This window comes from Pseudoponticoccus marisrubri (assembly GCF_001482405.1).
Lineage (GTDB): Bacteria > Pseudomonadota > Alphaproteobacteria > Rhodobacterales > Rhodobacteraceae > Pseudoponticoccus > Pseudoponticoccus marisrubri.
This window is the reverse complement of the sequence record NZ_LPXO01000001.1, coordinates 631,561-649,392: the sequence shown is the minus strand read 5'-3', so window position 1 is coordinate 649,392 and position 17,832 is coordinate 631,561. Positions and strand designations below refer to the sequence as shown.

The following is a 17,832-nucleotide window of genomic DNA, read 5'->3' as shown; positions in this document are numbered from 1 at the left end:
GGTCATCCCATATCGCGCCCCCGCTGGAAAGCCCCGGCGGGTCAGACCTGCTTCATGCGCTCCACATAGGCGCGCATTTCCTCGGCCTCCTGCCGGGCCTCGCGCAGTCCGTCCATGGCGGCCGAAAGCTCAGCCTCGGTCTGGGCCAGCTGGTTGGTCAGCTCGGCCTCGCGCTGCTGCAGGTAGGTGATCGCCTGGTCGCGCGTCTCCTCGGCCTCGTGCAGCTCCTGGCTCATGCGCTCCAGCTGGTCCACATCGGCCTGGCTGACACGCCGGAAGCGATGCACCAGCCAATGCGCGAACCAGCCGATGCAGAAGGCCGCGAAGAGAATGATCGCCGTGGCCACGATGAACTCGGTCCTATTCATCTTCCGTCCCTTCTGCCGCCGTGTCGGCGGCCGCCGCGTCGGTATCCTCGCCCGTCTCGGCATCGGTGTCGCCGGTCTCGTCCGTGTCCTCGGTCTCGACCAGCTTGAACTCGATCCGGCGGTTGGCCTCGCGCCCCTCCGCGGTGTCGTTGTCGGCGACGGGCTGTTCCTCGCCGTACCCTCTTACCGTGTAGGACTTGACCGGCACCAGCCTTTCCCTGAGGGCATCCAGAACCGCTTGTGCGCGCTCCTGGCTGAGCTGCTGGTTCATGCTCTCGCGGCCCTGGCTGTCGGTATGGCCGCCGATCTCGAGCGGGATGTCGCCGCATTTCTTCAGCAGCACGGCGATGTCGTCCATGATGCCCTCGCCCTCGGCATCGAATGTGGCCGAGCCCGGCTCGAACGAGATCTTGCGCTGGCCGATGATCTCGGCGATCTGCAGCACGCATTCCTCGGGCGTCGGGATGCCCAGGCTGGGGTCGAAGCGCTTGACGTATTCCACGTCGATGTCGAACTCGGCCGCGTCGCCCAGCTTGGTGCCCATCAGCGCGGCGATCTCGGCGGCGGCGTTGGAATTGCCGGTCTTGCCGGTGACGATGACGAGATCGGGCTCGACCGTGACGGAGCCGCTGACCAGCATGGACAGCGCCTCGAGCCCGGCCAGCGTGCGCACCGGCCAGTCCTGCGGCAGGTTCTCGGCCACGCGCGCGGCGGTATAGACATTCTCGGAGCCGAAGCGCGCGCGGGCATAGCTGTCGGCGGTTTGGCGCGAGATCTCGCTCGACAGCCGGCCGCGCAGCTGCACCGCCCCCTCGGGGCTGAGCGTCGCCACGAAATCGGGCGGGCCTTCCTCGGACTGGTCCGGAGGCTGCGGCAGGACGGCGTTCAGGGCAAAGACCTCGGGCAGGGCGGCGTCCAGCTCGCCCACGATGCGGTCGAAGGTCGATTGCGACGTGCCCTCGGGCGCGACCAGCGCGATATCGGCATTGGTGAAGGTGACGGAGACGCCCTTCAGCTTGGCCAGCGTGTCGATGGCCATGGCGGCGGCCTCGCCCCAGTGGCGCGACGGCGTGCCCAGGCCCAGCCGGCACTCGGCCTTGCCCTCCAGCCCGGCCTGCGCGGCGGCGGCCAGGATCCGGTCGCGCGCGGCCTCGGTATCGGCCGAGCAGGCGTCGAAGTTCGCGCCGTCCTCGTCGATGACGAAGCGCAGGGTGAAGGGCGTGATGACGGGGCGCGGCGCCGAGATGTCCATGGCCAGGCGCAGATCCTCGGGCTTGCGGCGGCTCAGCGTGGTCTCGAGCCGGCTGCGCGCTTGCTCGCTCTCGGCCATGGCGGTGATCTCGACCCGCTCGGCATCGAGCGAGATCTTGGAGCGCGGCAGCTCGCGCAGCGCGCCGGTGGCAAAGCGCAGCGCATCCTCCCACCCCTCGGGGGCGGGGAAGCTGGCGCTTTCCAGCAGGTCGGTCACCGGCAGGTCACCGGCGATGGCGCCGAACTGCTCGAGCAAGGCGGCGCGGTCGGTGCTTTGCGGCACCAGCCCGATCACCGAGACACCGGCATCATTGCGCAGGATCTCGATCGAGAAGCGCGGCGGCGCGACATCCTCGGGCTCTTCCACCAGCATCTGGTCGATCAGCCGGGCCGCGTCGACCGCGCCACCGGCGACGCTGAGCGCGCGAAAGCGTTCGGCCTCGTCCGGGGCGGTGCCGATCAGGAAGACCTGCAACCCGTTGGTGTCGACCTCGGCCCAGGTCATGGCCTCGCGGTCCAGCTCGGCCAGAACCTGCGTGCGCGAGGCGGTTTCGACGATCTGGACGAGGAAATAGGCGGTGACAAGGCTGAGGCCGAGCGCTGCAAGGAAGGCACCGGCCACGGTGACGAGCGAAGAGAGCCGCATGGGCGTGTTCTTGTTCCTGTTCTTGTTTCAGGACAGATACGCAAGGCAGGGGGCCTCTGCAATCATGCCAGCAGCGCACCGGCGAAAAACAGCACTGGCAGCAGCCCGGCATCGCGGTTCGACCGGAACAGCGACAAGAGCCGGTCATTGTCGTCCATCTTCAGCCGGCGCAGCTGCCACATCATGTGCCAGCCAAAGGCCCAGGGTCCGGCCAGCAGCACCACCAGTTGCAGGATCTCGCCATCGGGCGCGGCGGCGACGATGGCGATGCCCATCAGCGCCACGGCGGCCACGAGGAACCGGGCCAGCCAGGCCGGCGTCGCGTCATCGCCGAACAGCCGCGCGGTGGATTTCACCCCGATCAGCGCGTCATCCTCCTTGTCCTGATGGGCATAGATCGTGTCGTAGAACAGCGTCCAGGCCATGCCGGCGGCGTAGAGCAGCACGGCCGGCAGTTCCAGCCGCCCGGAATGCGCGGTCCAGGCCAAGAGCGCGCCCCAGTTGAAGGCGATGCCCAGAAAGATCTGCGGCCACCAGGTGAAGCGCTTGGCAAAGGGGTAGATCGCCACCGGCGCCAGCGACAGGATGCCCAGCCCGATGGCGGCCAGCGGGAAGGTCAGCAGGATGGCAAAGGCCAGCAGCGATTGCAGGATCGCCCAGCCGAGGGCCTGTTTCGCGCTGACCTGGCCCGAGGGAATCGGCCGCGAGGCGGTGCGCGCGACCGAGCCGTCGATGTCGCGGTCGGTGATGTCGTTCCACGTGCAGCCCGCGCCGCGCATCAGCACCGCGCCGATGCCGCAGCCGATGAAGATCCACAGGTCGAACCAGCCGGCGCGCCCGTCATGCACCATCGACAGCAGCAGCCCCCACCAGCAGGGCAGCAACAGCAGCCATGTCCCGATCGGCCGGTCGGCGCGGCTCAGCCGCAGGTAGGGGCGCAGGCCTTCGGGCGCGTATCGGTCGACCCAGTTGCCCCGGACCGCGTCGGCAACCTGTCCCTCGGCCTCTGGCCCTTCGCTGGTGCCGGTCATATGTTCGCCTCATGAAACCCAAGATCCGCCTTTGTGTAGAGCACCCTCTGGGGCCGGGACAACCGGTCGCGCTGACGCGGGAGCAGGCCCATTACCTGTTCGGCGTCATGCGCCTGTCCGTCGGCGCCACGGTGGCGCTGTTCAACGGCCGGGACGGCGAATGGTCGGCCGAGGTCGTCGACGCGGGCAAGCGCGGCGGCACGCTGGAATGCCGCGAACAGACCGCGCCGCAGGGCAGCCCGCCCGATCTCTGGCTGTGCTTCGCGCCGGTCAAGAAAACGCGCACCGATTTCATCGTGGAAAAGGCGGTGGAGCTGGGTGTGCGCCGCCTGCTGCCGGTGCAGACCGAATTCACCAATTCCGAACGCATCCGCCGCGACCGGCTGCAGGCCCATGCGGTCGAGGCGGCCGAGCAATGCGGCGCCACCTTCGTGCCCGAGGTGGCCGAGCTGGTCCGGCTCGACCGGCTGCTGGCGGGCTGGGACGGCGCGCGGCAGATCCTGTTCTGCGACGAGGCGCTGGCCGGGCAGGACGCGCCGCTCTCGGGGCTGGCCCCGGGCCCCTGGGCGGTGCTGATCGGCCCCGAGGGCGGCTTTTCGCAGCCCGAGCGCGACCGGCTGCGCGGCATGGACGCCGCCCACCCGGTGGCGCTGGGCCCGCGCATCCTGCGCGCCGACACCGCGGCTGTCGCGGCGCTGGTGCTGTGGCAGACACGGTTGGGAGACTGGCAATGACCACACAGGCCGCATCATGGCGCTGATTCGTCCCGAGGCTGCCGCGACCCTGCGGCGCTGGCGCGAGCTTCTGGCCGGGGGCGCGGCGCTGGCGCTGGGGCTCTGGTGGGCCGTCTTCTCGGGGCCCGGCGTGCTGCGCTGGATGGGCATTGCCACGCTGCTGATCGGGGCCGCGCTGGTGGTGGCGGGCGTGCAGCGCGCCCGTTTCCGCGCCGGCAACGGAGAGGGGCCGGGCGTCGTGCAGGTGGTCGAGGGGCGCATCGCCTATTTCGGCCCGCTGGAGGGCGGGGTGGCGGATCTGGAATCGCTCGAGGTGCTGTCGCTCGACACCGGCGCCCGCCCGGCGCATTGGCGGCTGCAGCAACCTGGACAGCAGGACCTGGCCATCCCGGTCAACGCGCAGGGCGCCGAGGCGCTGTTCGATGCCTTCGCCAGCCTGCCCGGCATCCGCACGGAATACATGCTGCGCCGGATGCGCAGCCGCGACGCGGGCGTCTCGGTGATCTGGCGCGCGCCGCATGTGCAGGACCGCCGGGCGCGGCTGCATTGACACCCGGTGCGTTTGCGCACAGGACAGATGCCAAACACGGCAGGACATTTCCGGAGCATCCCATGTCGATCCCCCAATCCGGTGGCGGGCCCATCGAACGCCACGAACAGCTTGCGGAATACCTGGCCGCGGGGTGCAAGCCGCCGCAGGACTGGCGCATCGGGACCGAGCACGAGAAGTTCGGCTATTGCAAGGACACGCTGAAGCCGTTGCCCTATGATGGCGACCGCTCGATCCGGGCGGTGCTGGAGGGGCTGCGTGACCGCCATGGCTGGGACCCGGTGACCGAGGGCGATTTCCTGATCGGGCTGGTCAAGGACGGCGCCAATGTCAGCCTCGAGCCCGGCGGGGCGCTGGAGCTGTCGGGCGCGCCGCTCGAGACCATCCACCAGACCTGCGACGAGGTGAACGAGCACCTGCGCGAGGTCAAGGACATCGCCGACGAGATCGGCGTGGGCTTCATCGGGCTGGGCGCCGCGCCGATCTGGACGCATGACCAGATGCCGCTGATGCCCAAGGGGCGCTACAAGCTGATGGATGCCTATATGGGCAAGGTCGGCACGATGGGGCGAGACATGATGCGCCGCACCTGCACCGTGCAGGTGAACCTCGATTTCGCCTCCGAGGCGGACATGGTGCAGAAGATGCGCGTGGCGTTGGCGCTGCAACCCGTGGCCACCGCGCTCTTCGCCAACTCGCCCTTTTTCGAGGGCAAGCCCAACGGGCACAAGTCGTGGCGCTCGCGCGTGTGGCGGTCGCTGGACGATGACCGCACCGGCACGCTGCCCTTCGTCTTCGAAGACGGGTTCGGCTTCGAGCGCTACGTCGACTACGCGCTCGATGTGCCGATGTATTTCGTCTATCGCGACGGGGTCTACGTGGATGCGCTGGGCCAGTCCTTCCGTGATTTCCTGAAGGGCGAGCTGCCCGCGCTGCCGGGAGAGAAGCCCACCCTGTCGGACTGGGCGGACCACCTGACCACGATCTTCCCCGAGGCGCGGCTGAAGAAATTCATCGAGATGCGCGGCGCCGATGGCGGTCCGTGGCGCCGGCTCTGCGCGCTGCCGGCGCTCTGGGTCGGGCTGACCTATGACCAGGGGGCGCTGGACGCGGCCTGGGACCTGGTCAAGCACTGGGATCAGGAGACGCGCGACGCGATGCGCGTGGCGGCCTCGGTCGACGGGCTGCAGGCGCGGGTGGGCGACGTGGACATGCATGCGCTGGCGCGTGAGGTGCTGAGCATCGCCGAGGCCGGACTGTCCGCCCGCGCGCGCACCGGCGCCGGCGGTCTGCTGGCCGACGAGACGCATTTCCTGAACGCGCTCAAGGACAGCGTCCAGAGCGGCAAGGTGCCGGCCGACGAGCTGCTGGAGCACTATCACGGCGACTGGAACGGCGACCTGACCCGGATCTATTCCGAGTTCTCCTACTGATTTCTCAGGGCGTGGCGCGCGGGTCGGCCTCGGACAGGCCCAGCACGCGGCTGCGATAGAGCGCCTGCGTGCGGGCCCGCCCCGCGGCAATCTCATCAGCCGACAGGCGCGGGGGCGCATCCTTGCCCTTGGGGGCATCGCGGCGGCGGGGGGCGCGAACGCCCTGGCCGGGGGTGCGCGGCGGGCCCCACTTGTTGGGCCGGTCCTGCCCCTTGAGGAACAGCATCCCATAGGCCACGGGCAGGCCAAGGATCGGGATCATCGGGATCACGACCACCCAGACCCCCGACCAGCCGATATCATGGAAGCGCCGCACGCGCAGCGCGAGCCCCGGCCAGAGCGTCAACAGCACCAGCGGGATCAGGATGTCGACCAGCGCATGGCCGCCGCGGTTGCCCGAAAAAAGCGACCAGCCGATCAGGGTGACGGGCAGGCCCTCGAAGATCAGGACGGGCCAGAGGCATTCCGACCGGCTGGCGCGTCCTGACAGGTTGAAGGCGTTGCGGAACATCGCCCAGACGGCCAGGTGCGGCGCCACGGGATCAGGCCTCGGCCTGTTTCAGCACATGGGTGCGGTAATAGTCGTGGATCTGCGCGCGCTGCTGGGCCAGTTCCTCGGGCGAGGGCGGGCGGTCGGCCGAGAGCAGCACCTTGTAGCCCTGCATCGGGTCGTGAGACACGCTGGCCGGGGCGCCTTTCGAGGGGCTGTCCGGCCGGGGCGTGCGGCGCCTCGGCCCACGCGGCTGGCCCCAGCGGTTCTCTTCGGGTTGCGAGGGCAGGGTCAGGAAGACCATCAGGATCATCGGCCCCACCAGCGGCACGAAAGTGATCGTGTACCACAGCGCCGAGCGGCCCGTGTCATGCAGGCGGCGCGCCACCAGCGTCAGTTGCGGCACGAAGGTCAGGATGACCAGCCAGGGCGAGAAATAGGCCAGCGGGTTCATGCTGGTCGCCATGCCACTGCTCAGGCTGGCAAGGTCGGCGGCTGCCGCGCCGATCAACGTCAGCGACAGGAACAGCACCACCCACCAGTACTCGGCCCGGGTGGCGCGGCCAGACAGCTTGAAGGCGTTGAAGACGAAGGATTCGAGGGCTGCAACAGGTCCGATCATCGGGGCTCTCCGCTGGGGTCTCGCGCAGGGTGCCCGGACGCTGCGGCGCGATTGGGGCGAAAGCGCGGAAATGTGGCGGCGCGGTGCCCGGCCTGTCGGTTCTGTCTGGAGAGGGGAAGATACCTCGACGCCACGCACTGGGTGGGGGCTGTTGCAACGTGGCGCCGAGGGAAGCCATATGCAGCTACAGCGACGGGTATGCCGGGCAAACCGGGCGGAAATATGGTGACGCTGGGGAAAGACTCGGACCGGTTAACGGCGTGTGTGCCGCGCGTGGCGTGGGTTTTGTTCCGGAATTTGTGGGGGAGAAGAGCCTCGGTGCCGCGCACTGGGTGGGGGCTGATAACACGCGGCACCGAGGGAAGCCATATGCAGCTACAAGACCGTGTATGCCGGTGCATCTGGGCAGGACTGTGACCCGGTCCGGGCCATTTCACGACACCTGTCCGGGCGGTGTCAGGCGGATCGACAGGCGCAGGCGGTTGACCGGCCCGTCGCGGGTATAGCGCAGATCCTCGGTCAGGCGCCGGATCAGCGTCCAGCCGAATCCGCCCTCGGGCATGTCGCTGGCCGCCACGGTGAGGTCGGCATCGCGTTCGTCGGGCAGGCGGCCGCCGGGCATGGGTCGCCCGTGATCGGCAATGTCCACGCGCAGCCGTCCGGGGCCCCGCGCGATGCGCAGCGCGATGCGTCCCGCGGGGCGGTCGCCATAGGCATGCTCGACGATGTTGTTGAGCGCCTCGGCCAGCACCAGTTCCCACATGGAATCGGGCGGGGGCAGGGCATCGCGGGCCTGTAGCGCCGCGGTCAGCCGCGCCAGCAGGTCGCGCACCGCCTCGGGCGTGCTGTCGATGGCGCTGCTCAGGACAAGCGTCCCGTCCGGCGCGGTCTCGATCTGCATCGGCGGCCCCCGTGCCGTGCCCGCGACCTAGCCGGGCGGCCCGGCGGCGTCGGCGACCGTGTCATGGATGGCAAAGATCGAATCCATCCGCGTCATGCGGAACACCTTGTCCACCGCCGGGGTCAGCCCGGCCAGTTCCAGCTTGTTGCCCTGCGGCATCAACTTCATCGCGGCGACGATGGCGCCCAGTCCGCTGGAATCGATGAAATCCACCTTGTGCAGGTCCAGCACCGTGCGGCCCTGCACGCTGTTCAGCCGTTCGCGCATGCCGTCCTTGAACTGGATCGCCACCGCCGCGTCGATCCGCGCCGCATCGACCGTGATCACGTTCACCGGTCCCGTCTGCTGGAGTTGAAGGTCCATGCCTGCCTCGTTGCTCTCGTGTCGCCGCGAGGCTAGACGCGAAACCTTACCATTCGGTATTCAGGGGCAGGACCAGAGCGGAGGCAGGATGCAGGACGTTGTGATTTGCGGGGCGGCCCGGACCGCCATGGGCGGGTTCCAGGGCGTGTTCGCGTCGGAACCCGCGGCCCGGCTGGGCGGCGAGGCGATCCGCGCCGCGCTGGCGCAGGCCGGCGGCCCGGCGGTGGACGAGCTGCTGATGGGCTGCGTGCTGCCGGCGGGGCAGGGGCAGGCCCCGGCGCGGCAGGCGGGCTTTGCCGGCGGGCTGGACGAGACGGTGCCCGCCACCACGCTGAACAAGATGTGCGGTTCGGGGATGAAGGCGGCGATGATGGCCTTCGACCGGCTGGCGCTGGGACAGGCCGGCACGATCGTGGCGGGCGGCATGGAGTCGATGACCAACGCGCCCTACCTTTTGCCCAAGATGCGCGGCGGCGCGCGGCTGGGCCACGGGCAGGTGGTCGACCACATGTTCCTCGACGGGCTCGAGGATGCCTATGACACCGGCCGGCTGATGGGCACCTTTGCCGAGGATTGCGCCGAGGCGTTTCAGTTCACCCGCGAGGCGCAGGATGCCTATGCGCTGGCCTCGCTGTCGCGCGCGCTTGAGGCGCAGGAGGCCGGGCGTTTCGCGGACGAGATCGCCCCTGTCACCCTGCAGACCCGCAAGGGCGAGGCGCGCATCGATGCCGATGAACAGCCCGCCACGGCGCGGCCCGACAAGATCCCGCATCTCAAACCTGCCTTCCGCAAGGACGGCACGGTGACCCCGGCCAATTCCTCGTCCATCTCGGACGGGGCGGCGGCGCTGGTGCTTTCCACGCGCGCCGCGGCCGAGGCCGCCGCGGCGGCGCCCCGCGCGCGGATCCTCGGCCATGCCAGCCACGCCCAGGCGCCGGCGCTCTTCCCGACCGCCCCGGTGCCGGCCGCGCGGAAGCTGCTGGAGCGGATCGGCTGGGACAAGGCGGATGTCGACCTGTGGGAGGTGAACGAGGCCTTTGCCGTCGTGCCCATGGCCTTCATGCACGAGATGGGGCTCGACCATGAGATCGTGAACGTGCATGGCGGGGCCTGCGCGCTGGGCCACCCGATCGGGGCCTCGGGCGCGCGGATCATCGTCACGCTGCTGCACGCGCTGGAGGCGCGCGGGTTGAAGCGCGGCGTCGCGGCGATCTGCATCGGTGGCGGCGAAGGCACGGCCATCGCCATCGAGCGGGTCTGACCATCTTGCGCCCGCCATCCCGGGGGCCCCAGCCTTGTGTCGGCGAACAGGAGCGGACCATGCAGATCGACTATGACAGCCTCGGGCGGGTGATCGACTCGCTCTGCGAGGGCGAGACCGACGCCGTGGCGCTGATGGCCACGCTGGCCTGCGAGGTGCATCACGCCGATGACCGCTTCGACTGGACCGGCTTCTACCGCGTCGTGGCGCCGGGGCTGCTGAAGATTGGACCCTACCAGGGCGGCCATGGCTGCCTGACCATCCCGTTCGAGCGGGGCGTCTGCGGGGCCTGCGCGCGCAGCGGCGAGGTGCAGCTGGTCGAGGATGTCGAGGCCTTTCCCGGCCATATCGCCTGTGCGGCCAGCACCCGGTCGGAACTGGTCCTGCCGGTGCGCAATGCGCAGGGCGCGCTGCTGGCCGTGTTCGACATCGACAGCGACCGCCCGGCCGCTTTCACGCAGGCTGATGCGAACGGGTTGCAGGCGATCCTCGACCGGGTCTTTGCGGGCGCGGACGCGGCGGTCTGACAGGGCGCGCGAACGGGGTTCGGGCCGGCCATTGCAGGACCTAGTGAAATTTTCCCTTGATTTTTCACCGCGTCCCGGCGAGGCTGAAAGCACAGCGGAGATATTCACCAGCCATGTCCGATTCCCTGCCCATCGCGCGCTCCATCGGGGCCGACCTGCGGACGCTCCGGCGCAATCGCGGGCTGACCCTGCAGGACCTGGCCGACCGGCTGGGCCGCTCGGTCGGCTGGCTGAGCCAGGTGGAGCGCGACCTCTCGGAGCCCTCGATCACCGATCTGCGCCACCTTGCCGCCGCGCTCGAGGTCTCGGTCTCGATGCTGGCGCAGCCCGGCCATGCCGCGCCGGACGACCTGGGCGTCGTTGTGCGCAAGGCCTCGCGCCGGCCGATCGGCTCGCGCGCCTCGGGGCTGGTCGAAGAGCTGCTCTCGCCCGACCTGACCGATGATTTCGAGGTGGTGCATTCCACCTTCGAGCCACACTCGCAGATCGGCGAGACGGTGACCCGCCCCACGCAGGAGGTGGGCTACCTGGTCAGCGGATCGCTGGAGCTCGAGATCGGCGGCCAGCGGCACAGCATCCATGCCGGCGACAGTTTCCGCATCCGGGGCGAGCCGTTCCGCTGGGAAAACCCCCATGACACGCCCGCGGTCGCGATCTGGGTGATCGCGCCGCCGGTCTACTGAGCGCAGGCAGGGCGGGATGGGCGTGACCGGACAGTGCCTCTGCGGTGCGGTGCGCTTCCGGACGGGGGCCACGCCGACCGGCGCCTCGGTCTGCCATTGCGCCATGTGCCGCCGGCAGTCGGGGCATCTCTGGGCCTCGGCGCAGGTGCCCAAACCGGCGCTGGAGATCACGGGACCGGTGCGCTGGCATGACAGCAGCGAGGCGGCGCAGCGCGGCTTCTGCCCGACCTGCGGCAGCTTCCTGTTCTGGCATGCCCGGGCCGAGGACATGATCAGCATCTCGCTGGGCGCGCTGGACGCGCCGACCGGCATCACGCTGGAAAAGCACATCTTCACCGCCGACAAGGGCGATTACTACACGATTTCGGACAGCCTGCCACAGAAGGAGTGAGGCCATGAGCGACTTTCCCAGCCAGACCCGCGTGGTCATCATCGGCGGCGGTGCCGTGGGCGCCTCCTGCGCCTATCACATCGCCCGCGCCGGGTGGGATTGCGTGCTGCTGGAGAAGAACGAGCTGACCGCCGGCTCGACCTGGCATGCGGCCGGCAACTGCCCCTCCTTCAGCAGTTCCTGGGCGATCATGAACATGCAGCGCTACTCGCTGGCGCTCTACCGGCGGCTGGCCGACGAGGTCGACTACCCGATGAACTACCATGTCACCGGCTCGATCCGGCTGGCGCACGGGCCCGAGCGGATGCTGGAATTCGAACGCGCCCGCGGCATGGCGGCGGCGCAGGGCATGTCGCTGGAGATGCTGCAGGTCTCGGATCTCAAGGACCGCTACCCGTTCCTCGAAACCCACGACCTGGCCGGCGCGCTCTACGATGCCGATGACGGCGATATCGACCCCGCCCAGCTGACCCAGGCGCTGGCCAAGGGCGCGCGCATGGCCGGCGCGCGGATCGAGCGGTTCTGCCCGGCCACGGGCGTCTCGCGCCAGGGCGGCGAGTGGATCGTGCATACCGAGAAAGGCGATATCCGCTGCGAGAAGGTGGTCAATGCCGCCGGCTACTACGCGCAGCGCGTGGGCGAGTGGTTCAAGCCCTATGGCGGGCGGACCGTGCCCATGGCGGTGATGAGCCATCAGTATTTCCTGACCGACGAGATCCCCGAGTTGCAGGCCTGGGCGGCCGAGAACGGCAAGCTGCCGCTCCTGCGCGATGTCGACAGCTCCTACTACCTGCGGCAGGAGAAGAACGGCCTGAACCTCGGCCCCTACGAGCGCAATGGTCGCGCGCACTGGATCACGCCGGACGATCCCATGCCCGAAGATTTCTCGTTCCAGCTCTATCCCGACGACCTGGAGCGGCTGGAGTGGTATATCGAGGACGCGATGGCCCGCGTGCCGCTGCTGGGCACGGCCGGGGTCAGCCGGGTGATCAACGGCCCCATCCCCTATGCGCCCGATGGGCTGCCGCTGATCGGTCCGATGCCGGGCGTGCCCGATGCGTTCGAGGCCTGTGTCTTCACCTTCGGCATCACGCAGGCCGGCGGCGCGGGCAAGGTGTTGGCCGAATGGGTGACCGAGGGCGCCACCGAGTGGGACATGTGGGCGGTCGATCCGCGCCGCTACACCGGCTACACCGACCCGCAATACTGCATCGACAAGGCGCTCGAGGTCTATGGCCACGAATACGCGATGCATTTTCCCCATCACGAATGGCCCGCCGCCCGCGACCGGCGCCGCTCGGCCCTGCATGACCGGCTGGACGCGGCAGGGGCGCAATTCGGTGCCTACAATGGCTGGGAGCGCGCCAACTGGTTCGCGGCACCCGGCGACGACACCTCCGAGGACGCGACGCTGACCTGGGACACGGACGGACCGTGGCAGCCGCGCGTGGAAGCCGAATGCGCCGCGGTGCGCGACGGCTGCGGCGTGCTGGCGCTGTCCGGCTTCACCCGGCTGGCGGTCGAGGGGCCGGGCGCGCGCGATGCCGTGGATGCGCTGACCGTCTCGCGGCTGCCGCGGCCGGGGCGCGTCGGGTTGGCCTATTTCGCCGATGCGCGCGGCCGCATCGTGACCGAGATGTCGGTCATCCCGCAATCGGACGAGGCGATCTGGCTGATCACCGCGGCCGCCGCGCAATGGCATGACCGCGACCTTCTGGCCGCCGGCCTGCCCGAGGGGGTGACCCTCTCGGACAGGTCCGAGAAATACGACTGCCTGCTGGTCACCGGCCCGACCGCGCGCGACGTGCTGGGCCCGCTGACAGATGGCGACCTGTCACTGCCCTGGCTGTCCTTCCAGGAGGCGCAGGTCTGCGGCCGTCCTTGCGTGCTGCTGCGAGTGTCCTTTGCCGGGGAGCTGGGCTGGGAGGTGCATTGCGCCCCGGCCGACGCGCCGGCGATCTGGGATGCGCTGACCGGCGCGGGCGCGGTGCCCTTCGGCATGTACGCGCTGGACAGCCTGCGCATCGAGAAGGGCTATCGCGCGTGGAAGGGGGATCTCTCGACCGACTACTCGCTGCTCGAGGCGGGGCTCGACCGGTTTATCGACTGGTCCAAACCGGCCACCGTTCCGGGCATGGCCGCGCTGCAGGCGGAACGTCAGGCCGGGCCCGCGAAATCCTTCGTCACGCTGGACGTGGCCCCGGGGCCGCGGGACGCGCCCTACATGGCGCCGCTCTGGCAGGGTGACGCGATGGTGGGCGAGGTCACCTCGGCCGCGCGCGGCTATCGCACCGGGCGGTCGCTGGCACTGGGCATGCTGCGCAGCGACCTGGCCGCGCCGGGCACCGCGATCGAGGTCGAGATCTTCGGCACCCGCCATCCCGCCACGGTGACCGGGACCGGCCCGGCCTGGGATCCGGCCAATGAAAGGCTGCGCGCATGACCGACATCACCCTTCTGGACGGCGGCATGGGGCAGGAGCTGATCCGGCGCAACGGCCAACCCGCAACGCCGCTCTGGTCGACGCAGATGCTGATCGACCGGCCGGAGCTGGTCAGCGAGGTGCACCTGGCCTTTGCCGATGCGGGCGCCTCGGTGGCCACGACCAACAGCTACGCGCTGCACCGCGACCGGCTGCGCGGCGGCTCCAGCAACCATTATGCCAGCGACGACGTGGTCTTGCCCGACATGGAGGACCAGCTGGGCGCGCTGCTGGGCGCCGCGCTGGACGCGGCCGAGCCGGTGCGCGACCGCGGGCGCATCGCGGGGGCCATCGGGCCGCTGGGGGCCAGCTACCGTGCCGACCTGCATCCCGACGAGGCCGCCGCTGTGCCGCTCTATGCCGAGGTGGCGCAGGTGCTGGCCCCGCGGGTCGACCTGCTGCTCTTCGAGACGATCCCCTCGGTCATGGCGGCACGCGCCTGCCTTTCGGCGGGGCGCCAGACGGGGCGGCCGGTCTGGCTGTCCTTCACGGTGGACGACACCGAGGGCGATCGCCTGCGCTCGGGCGAGCGGCTGGCTGAGGTGGTCGAGGTTGCCGCCGCTGCCGATGCCGCGCTGGTCAACTGCTCGGCGCCCGAGGCGATGCCCGCCGCGCTCGACGCGCTGGCGCCCGCCGGTGTGCCCATGGGCGCCTATGCCAATGCCTTCGCCACGCTGACCAAGGATTTCATCGCGGGCGGCGCCACAGCGGCGTCGCTGTCGGCCCGGCGCGACATGGGCCCCGAGGCCTATGCCGACCACGTGATGGGCTGGGTCGCGCAGGGCGCCACCATCGTCGGCGGTTGCTGCGAGACCGGCCCCGCCCATATCGCCGAGATCGCCCGCCGCCTGCGGGCGGCCGGCCATGCGATCGTCTGACATGACACCGATCCCGCCCGCGCCCCAACTGGTGGCCGGGCGTGGCGCGCAACGGAGACACCTGCGATGACCCTTCCCGACACGGCCCGAGCCGTCATCATCGGCGGCGGCGTGATCGGCTGCTCGCTGGCCTATCACCTGACGAAACTGGGCTGGACCGACGTCGTCCTGCTGGAGCGCAAGCGGCTGACCTCGGGCACCACGTGGCATGCCGCGGGGCTGATCGCGCAGCTGCGCGCCAGTGCCAACATGACGCGGCTGGCGAAATACAGCCAGGAGCTCTACGGCACGCTGGAGGACGAGACCGGCGTCGCCACCGGCTTCCGCCGCACGGGCTCCATCACCGTGGCCCTGACGGCCGAGCGCCACGAGGAGCTGCGCCGGCAGGCCGCCATGGCGCGCGCCTTCGGGGTCGAGATCGACGAGATCGGCCTGGCCGAGATCGTCGCGAAATACCCCCATCTGAACACTGACGGTGTGCGGGGCGGAGTCTACCTGCCGCGCGACGGGCAGGGCGACCCGGCCAATATCGCGCTGGCGCTGGCCCGCGGCGCCCGCCAGCGCGGCGCCCGCATCGCCGAGGGCATCCGCGCCACCGGCGTGGACACGCAAGGCGATCGCGTCACCCATGTGCACTGGCAGGGCGAGGATGGCGACACCGGCACCATCGCCTGCGACCACGTCATCAATTGCGCCGGCATGTGGGGCCGCGAGGTGGGTGCCATGCTCGGCACCGACGTGCCGCTGCAGGCCTGCGAGCATTTCTACATCGTCTCGGAACCCATTGCCGGGCTCTCGGCGCTGCCCGTCCTGCGGGTGCCGGATGAATGCGCCTATTACAAGGAGGATGCCGGCAAGCTGATGCTGGGCGCCTTCGAGCCGCGCGCCAAGCCCTGGGCGGTGGAGGGCATCCCCGCAAGCTTCGAGTTCGACCAGCTGCCCGAGGATTTCGACCATTTCGAGCCGATCCTCGAACAGGCGGTCAGCCGCATGCCCGTGCTGGGAGAGGCCGGCATCCACACCTTCTTCAACGGGCCTGAAAGCTTCACCCCGGACAATGCCTATCACATGGGGCTGTGCCCGGGACGCGCGAATGTCTGGGTCGCGGCCGGTTTCAACTCGATCGGCATCCAGTCCGCCGGCGGCGCGGGCATGGCGCTGGCCGAATGGATGGATACGGGCGAGAAACCCTTCGACCTGGGCGACGTGGACATCGCCCGCGCGCAGGGCTTCCAGACCAACCGGACCTATCTCGCGGAGCGGGTCTCGGAAACGCTGGGCCTGCTCTATGCCGACCATTTCCCCTATCGCCAGAAGGAAACGGCCCGCGGGCTGCGCCGCTCGCCCGTGCACGGGCAGATGGCCGCGCGGGGCGCGGTCTTCGGCGAGCTGGCCGGCTGGGAGCGCGCCAACTGGATCGCCCGGCCCGAGGGCCCGCGCGACTACAGCTTCGGCTGGGGCCGCCAGCCCTGGTTCACCAATGTCGCCGCCGAACATGCCGCGATCCGCACAGGAGTAGGGCTCTACGACATGTCCTCCTTCGGCAAGCTGCGTGTCGAGGGGCGCGACGCCGAGGCGCTGCTGAATCACGTCTGCGGCGGCGACATGTCGGTGCCGGTGGGGCGCATCGTCTACACGCAGTTCCTCAACAGCCGCGGCGGGATCGAGGCCGACGTCACCGTGACGCGGCTCTCCGAGACCGCCTACCTGGTGGTGACGCCGGCCGCCACGCTGCGCGCCGATGCCACCTGGCTGCGCCGCCATGCCGGGGACCGCGCGGTGGTGGTCACCGACGTGACGGCCGCCGAAGCCGTGCTGGCGGTGATGGGCCCGCGGGCGCGCGAGGTGCTGCGGGCCTGCTCGTCCGACGACCTGTCGACCGAGGCCTTCCCCTTCGGCACCGCGCGCGAGATCGAGCTGGGCATGGCCCGGATCCGCGCGCATCGCGTCTCCTACGTGGGCGAGCTGGGCTGGGAGCTCTATGTCAGCGCCGACATGGCCGCGCATGTCTTCGAGGTGCTCTGGCAGGCGGGGCAGGGGCACGGGCTGGTGCTCTGCGGGTTGCACGCCATGGATTGCTGCCGCGCGGAAAAGGCCTTCCGGCATTTCGGCCATGACATCACCTGCGAAGATCACGTGCTGGAGGCGGGCCTGGGCTTCGCGGTCAAGACGGCCAAGCCGGATTTCATCGGCCGCGACGCCGTGCTGGCCCGGCGCGAGGCAGGGCTGACCCGGCGGCTGGTGCAGTTCCTGCTGAGCGATCCCGAGCCGCTGGTCTACCACAACGAGCCGATCCTGCGCGATGGCGAGATCGTGGGCCACCTGACCTCGGGCGCCTATGGCCACCACCTGGGCGGCGCCGTGGGTCTCGGCTACGTGCCCTGCCCGGGCGAGACGGCCGAGCAGCTCCTGGCCTCGCGCTACGAGATCGACGTGGCGGGCACACGGGTTGCGGCCACGGCCTCGCTGAAACCGCTCTACGATCCGAAATCGCTGCGCATGCGCGGCTGAGCGGGGCTTGCGCGCGCCCGGCGGCTCTGCAATCAGGGCCGCCATGGTGTCCGATTACGCTCCGCCCCAGGGCGAGATCCCCGTCCTGCACGAGGACAGCGACCTGCTGGTCGTCGACAAGCCGGCGGGCCTGCTCTCGGTCCCCGGCAAGGGCCCCGAGCTGGCCGATTGCCTGCTGTCGCGACTGACACGGGCCTTTCCCACCGTCCGGCTGGTGCACCGGCTCGACCGCGACACCTCGGGCGTCATGGTCTTTGCCCTGACCGCCGCGGCCCAGCGGCATCTCGGCCAGCAATTCGAGACGCGCAAGGTGAAGAAGACCTACCTGGCGCGCGTGGCCGGGCAGTTGACGCCGCGCAGCGGCCAGGTCGACCTGCCGCTGACCGTCGACTGGCCCAACCGCCCGCGCCAGATGGTCTGCCACGCCACCGGCAAGCCGGCGATCACCGACTGGAAAGTGGTGAAGGCCACCGAGGCCGAAAGCCGCGTGCGCCTCTTCCCGCTGACGGGGCGCAGCCACCAGCTGCGCGTGCACATGCTGGCGCTCGGCCACCCGATCCTCGGCGATACGCTCTACGCCCCCGAGACCGCCTCCCGCTACCCGCGCATGATGCTGCATGCCGAGGAACTGCGCCTCAACCACCCCGAGACCGGGTTCGGCCTCAAGTTCCGCGCCAAGGCGCCATTCTGAAACGGTGAGGGGGCTTCGC

The 17,832-nt window shown here is 69.9% G+C and carries 18 protein-coding genes; 11 read left to right on the top strand and 7 right to left on the bottom strand.

Features of this window, described 5'->3' with window-relative positions; translation table 11 throughout:
• Positions 1–41: 41 nt before the first annotated feature.
• The 3 genes from AVJ23_RS03175 to ubiA form a co-directional block, all read right to left on the bottom strand.
• The gene (locus AVJ23_RS03175; protein WP_058860676.1) at positions 42–368 is read right to left on the bottom strand and encodes a hypothetical protein; all 327 of its coding nucleotides are present in this window, start codon (positions 366–368) and stop codon (positions 42–44) included.
• Entirely contained in the window at positions 361–2,265 is a 1,905-nt protein-coding gene (locus tag AVJ23_RS03170; protein WP_058860675.1) for an OmpA family protein, read from the bottom strand. Before AVJ23_RS03170 ends, AVJ23_RS03175 begins: the two co-directional genes overlap by 8 nt.
• 62 nt (positions 2,266–2,327) lie before the next feature.
• Positions 2,328–3,296 (bottom strand): 4-hydroxybenzoate octaprenyltransferase, encoded by a 969-nt coding sequence (gene ubiA / locus AVJ23_RS03165; protein WP_058860674.1) that lies wholly within the window; start codon positions 3,294–3,296, stop codon positions 2,328–2,330.
• A gap of 11 nt (positions 3,297–3,307) precedes the next feature.
• On the opposite strand from ubiA, the gene AVJ23_RS03160 reads away from it, so the two are divergent.
• The 3 genes from AVJ23_RS03160 to AVJ23_RS03150 all read left to right on the top strand — a co-directional run bounded on the left by AVJ23_RS03160 (position 3,308) and on the right by AVJ23_RS03150 (position 6,013).
• The gene (locus AVJ23_RS03160; protein ID WP_058860673.1) at positions 3,308–4,030 is read left to right on the top strand and encodes a 16S rRNA (uracil(1498)-N(3))-methyltransferase; all 723 of its coding nucleotides are present in this window, start codon (positions 3,308–3,310) and stop codon (positions 4,028–4,030) included.
• 16 nt (positions 4,031–4,046) lie between these two features.
• A complete protein-coding gene (locus AVJ23_RS03155; protein WP_058860672.1) occupies positions 4,047–4,580 on the top strand; it encodes a hypothetical protein in 534 nt (177 codons plus the stop codon).
• 62 nt (positions 4,581–4,642) lie between these two features.
• Positions 4,643–6,013 carry a glutamate--cysteine ligase gene (locus AVJ23_RS03150; protein WP_058860671.1) on the top strand — a complete coding sequence of 457 codons (1,371 nt, stop codon included), beginning with the start codon at positions 4,643–4,645 and terminating at the stop codon, positions 6,011–6,013.
• 4 nt (positions 6,014–6,017) lie between these two features.
• Here the strand turns inward: AVJ23_RS03150 and AVJ23_RS03145 are convergent, their stop codons facing one another.
• From AVJ23_RS03145 to AVJ23_RS03130, 4 genes are all read right to left on the bottom strand, one after another.
• Positions 6,018–6,551 carry a DUF805 domain-containing protein gene (locus AVJ23_RS03145; protein ID WP_058860670.1) on the bottom strand — a complete coding sequence of 178 codons (534 nt, stop codon included), beginning with the start codon at positions 6,549–6,551 and terminating at the stop codon, positions 6,018–6,020.
• 4 nt (positions 6,552–6,555) lie between these two features.
• Positions 6,556–7,125, bottom strand: coding sequence for a DUF805 domain-containing protein (locus AVJ23_RS03140; protein WP_058860669.1), 570 nt, complete (start codon positions 7,123–7,125; stop codon positions 6,556–6,558).
• Between the two features lie 433 nt (positions 7,126–7,558).
• Positions 7,559–8,026 (bottom strand): ATP-binding protein, encoded by a 468-nt coding sequence (locus AVJ23_RS03135; protein ID WP_058860668.1) that lies wholly within the window; start codon positions 8,024–8,026, stop codon positions 7,559–7,561.
• Between the two features lie 27 nt (positions 8,027–8,053).
• Positions 8,054–8,389 carry an STAS domain-containing protein gene (locus AVJ23_RS03130; RefSeq protein ID WP_058860667.1) on the bottom strand — a complete coding sequence of 112 codons (336 nt, stop codon included), beginning with the start codon at positions 8,387–8,389 and terminating at the stop codon, positions 8,054–8,056.
• Positions 8,390–8,477: 88 nt separating this feature from the next.
• Between AVJ23_RS03130 and AVJ23_RS03125 the strand changes: the two genes are divergently transcribed.
• The 8 genes from AVJ23_RS03125 to AVJ23_RS03090 all read left to right on the top strand — a co-directional run bounded on the left by AVJ23_RS03125 (position 8,478) and on the right by AVJ23_RS03090 (position 17,813).
• The gene (locus AVJ23_RS03125; RefSeq protein WP_058860666.1) at positions 8,478–9,650 is read left to right on the top strand and encodes an acetyl-CoA C-acyltransferase; all 1,173 of its coding nucleotides are present in this window, start codon (positions 8,478–8,480) and stop codon (positions 9,648–9,650) included.
• A gap of 59 nt (positions 9,651–9,709) precedes the next feature.
• On the top strand, positions 9,710–10,177 hold the full coding sequence (locus tag AVJ23_RS03120) for a GAF domain-containing protein (RefSeq protein ID WP_058860665.1): 468 nt from the start codon (positions 9,710–9,712) through the stop codon (positions 10,175–10,177).
• A 113-nt stretch (positions 10,178–10,290) separates the two neighbouring features.
• The gene (locus tag AVJ23_RS03115) at positions 10,291–10,860 is read left to right on the top strand and encodes a helix-turn-helix domain-containing protein (protein WP_058860664.1); all 570 of its coding nucleotides are present in this window, start codon (positions 10,291–10,293) and stop codon (positions 10,858–10,860) included.
• A 16-nt stretch (positions 10,861–10,876) separates the two neighbouring features.
• Positions 10,877–11,251: a GFA family protein gene (locus AVJ23_RS03110; RefSeq protein ID WP_058860663.1), complete on the top strand. Its 375-nt coding sequence runs from the start codon at positions 10,877–10,879 to the stop codon at positions 11,249–11,251.
• 4 nt (positions 11,252–11,255) lie between these two features.
• Entirely contained in the window at positions 11,256–13,694 is a 2,439-nt protein-coding gene (locus AVJ23_RS03105) for a GcvT family protein (protein ID WP_058860662.1), read from the top strand.
• Positions 13,691–14,611 carry a homocysteine S-methyltransferase family protein gene (locus AVJ23_RS03100; protein ID WP_058860661.1) on the top strand — a complete coding sequence of 307 codons (921 nt, stop codon included), beginning with the start codon at positions 13,691–13,693 and terminating at the stop codon, positions 14,609–14,611. The genes AVJ23_RS03105 and AVJ23_RS03100 overlap by 4 nt, the downstream gene beginning before the upstream one ends.
• A gap of 66 nt (positions 14,612–14,677) precedes the next feature.
• Positions 14,678–17,122, top strand: a complete 2,445-nt coding sequence (locus tag AVJ23_RS03095) for a GcvT family protein (RefSeq protein WP_058860660.1) — start codon at positions 14,678–14,680, stop codon at positions 17,120–17,122.
• A gap of 43 nt (positions 17,123–17,165) precedes the next feature.
• Positions 17,166–17,813: an RluA family pseudouridine synthase gene (locus tag AVJ23_RS03090; protein ID WP_058860659.1), complete on the top strand. Its 648-nt coding sequence runs from the start codon at positions 17,166–17,168 to the stop codon at positions 17,811–17,813.
• The last annotated feature ends 19 nt before the right edge of the window (positions 17,814–17,832 follow it).

Bases quoted from the DNA above. Each gene is read 5' to 3' on its own strand.
- AVJ23_RS03175 (WP_058860676.1), bottom strand. From the start codon at position 368: ATGAATAGGACCGAGTTCATCGTGGCCACGGCGATCATTCTCTTCGCG.
- AVJ23_RS03170 (WP_058860675.1), bottom strand. From the start codon at position 2,265: ATGCGGCTCTCTTCGCTCGTCACCGTGGCCGGTGCCTTCCTTGCAGCG.
- ubiA (WP_058860674.1), bottom strand. From the start codon at position 3,296: ATGACCGGCACCAGCGAAGGGCCAGAGGCCGAGGGACAGGTTGCCGAC.
- AVJ23_RS03160 (WP_058860673.1), top strand. From the start codon at position 3,308: ATGAAACCCAAGATCCGCCTTTGTGTAGAGCACCCTCTGGGGCCGGGA.
- AVJ23_RS03155 (WP_058860672.1), top strand. From the start codon at position 4,047: ATGGCGCTGATTCGTCCCGAGGCTGCCGCGACCCTGCGGCGCTGGCGC.
- AVJ23_RS03150 (WP_058860671.1), top strand. From the start codon at position 4,643: ATGTCGATCCCCCAATCCGGTGGCGGGCCCATCGAACGCCACGAACAG.
- AVJ23_RS03140 (WP_058860669.1), bottom strand. From the start codon at position 7,125: ATGATCGGACCTGTTGCAGCCCTCGAATCCTTCGTCTTCAACGCCTTC.
- AVJ23_RS03135 (WP_058860668.1), bottom strand. From the start codon at position 8,026: ATGCAGATCGAGACCGCGCCGGACGGGACGCTTGTCCTGAGCAGCGCC.
- AVJ23_RS03130 (WP_058860667.1), bottom strand. From the start codon at position 8,389: ATGGACCTTCAACTCCAGCAGACGGGACCGGTGAACGTGATCACGGTC.
- AVJ23_RS03125 (WP_058860666.1), top strand. From the start codon at position 8,478: ATGCAGGACGTTGTGATTTGCGGGGCGGCCCGGACCGCCATGGGCGGG.
- AVJ23_RS03120 (WP_058860665.1), top strand. From the start codon at position 9,710: ATGCAGATCGACTATGACAGCCTCGGGCGGGTGATCGACTCGCTCTGC.
- AVJ23_RS03115 (WP_058860664.1), top strand. From the start codon at position 10,291: ATGTCCGATTCCCTGCCCATCGCGCGCTCCATCGGGGCCGACCTGCGG.
- AVJ23_RS03110 (WP_058860663.1), top strand. From the start codon at position 10,877: ATGGGCGTGACCGGACAGTGCCTCTGCGGTGCGGTGCGCTTCCGGACG.
- AVJ23_RS03105 (WP_058860662.1), top strand. From the start codon at position 11,256: ATGAGCGACTTTCCCAGCCAGACCCGCGTGGTCATCATCGGCGGCGGT.
- AVJ23_RS03100 (WP_058860661.1), top strand. From the start codon at position 13,691: ATGACCGACATCACCCTTCTGGACGGCGGCATGGGGCAGGAGCTGATC.
- AVJ23_RS03095 (WP_058860660.1), top strand. From the start codon at position 14,678: ATGACCCTTCCCGACACGGCCCGAGCCGTCATCATCGGCGGCGGCGTG.
- AVJ23_RS03090 (WP_058860659.1), top strand. From the start codon at position 17,166: ATGGTGTCCGATTACGCTCCGCCCCAGGGCGAGATCCCCGTCCTGCAC.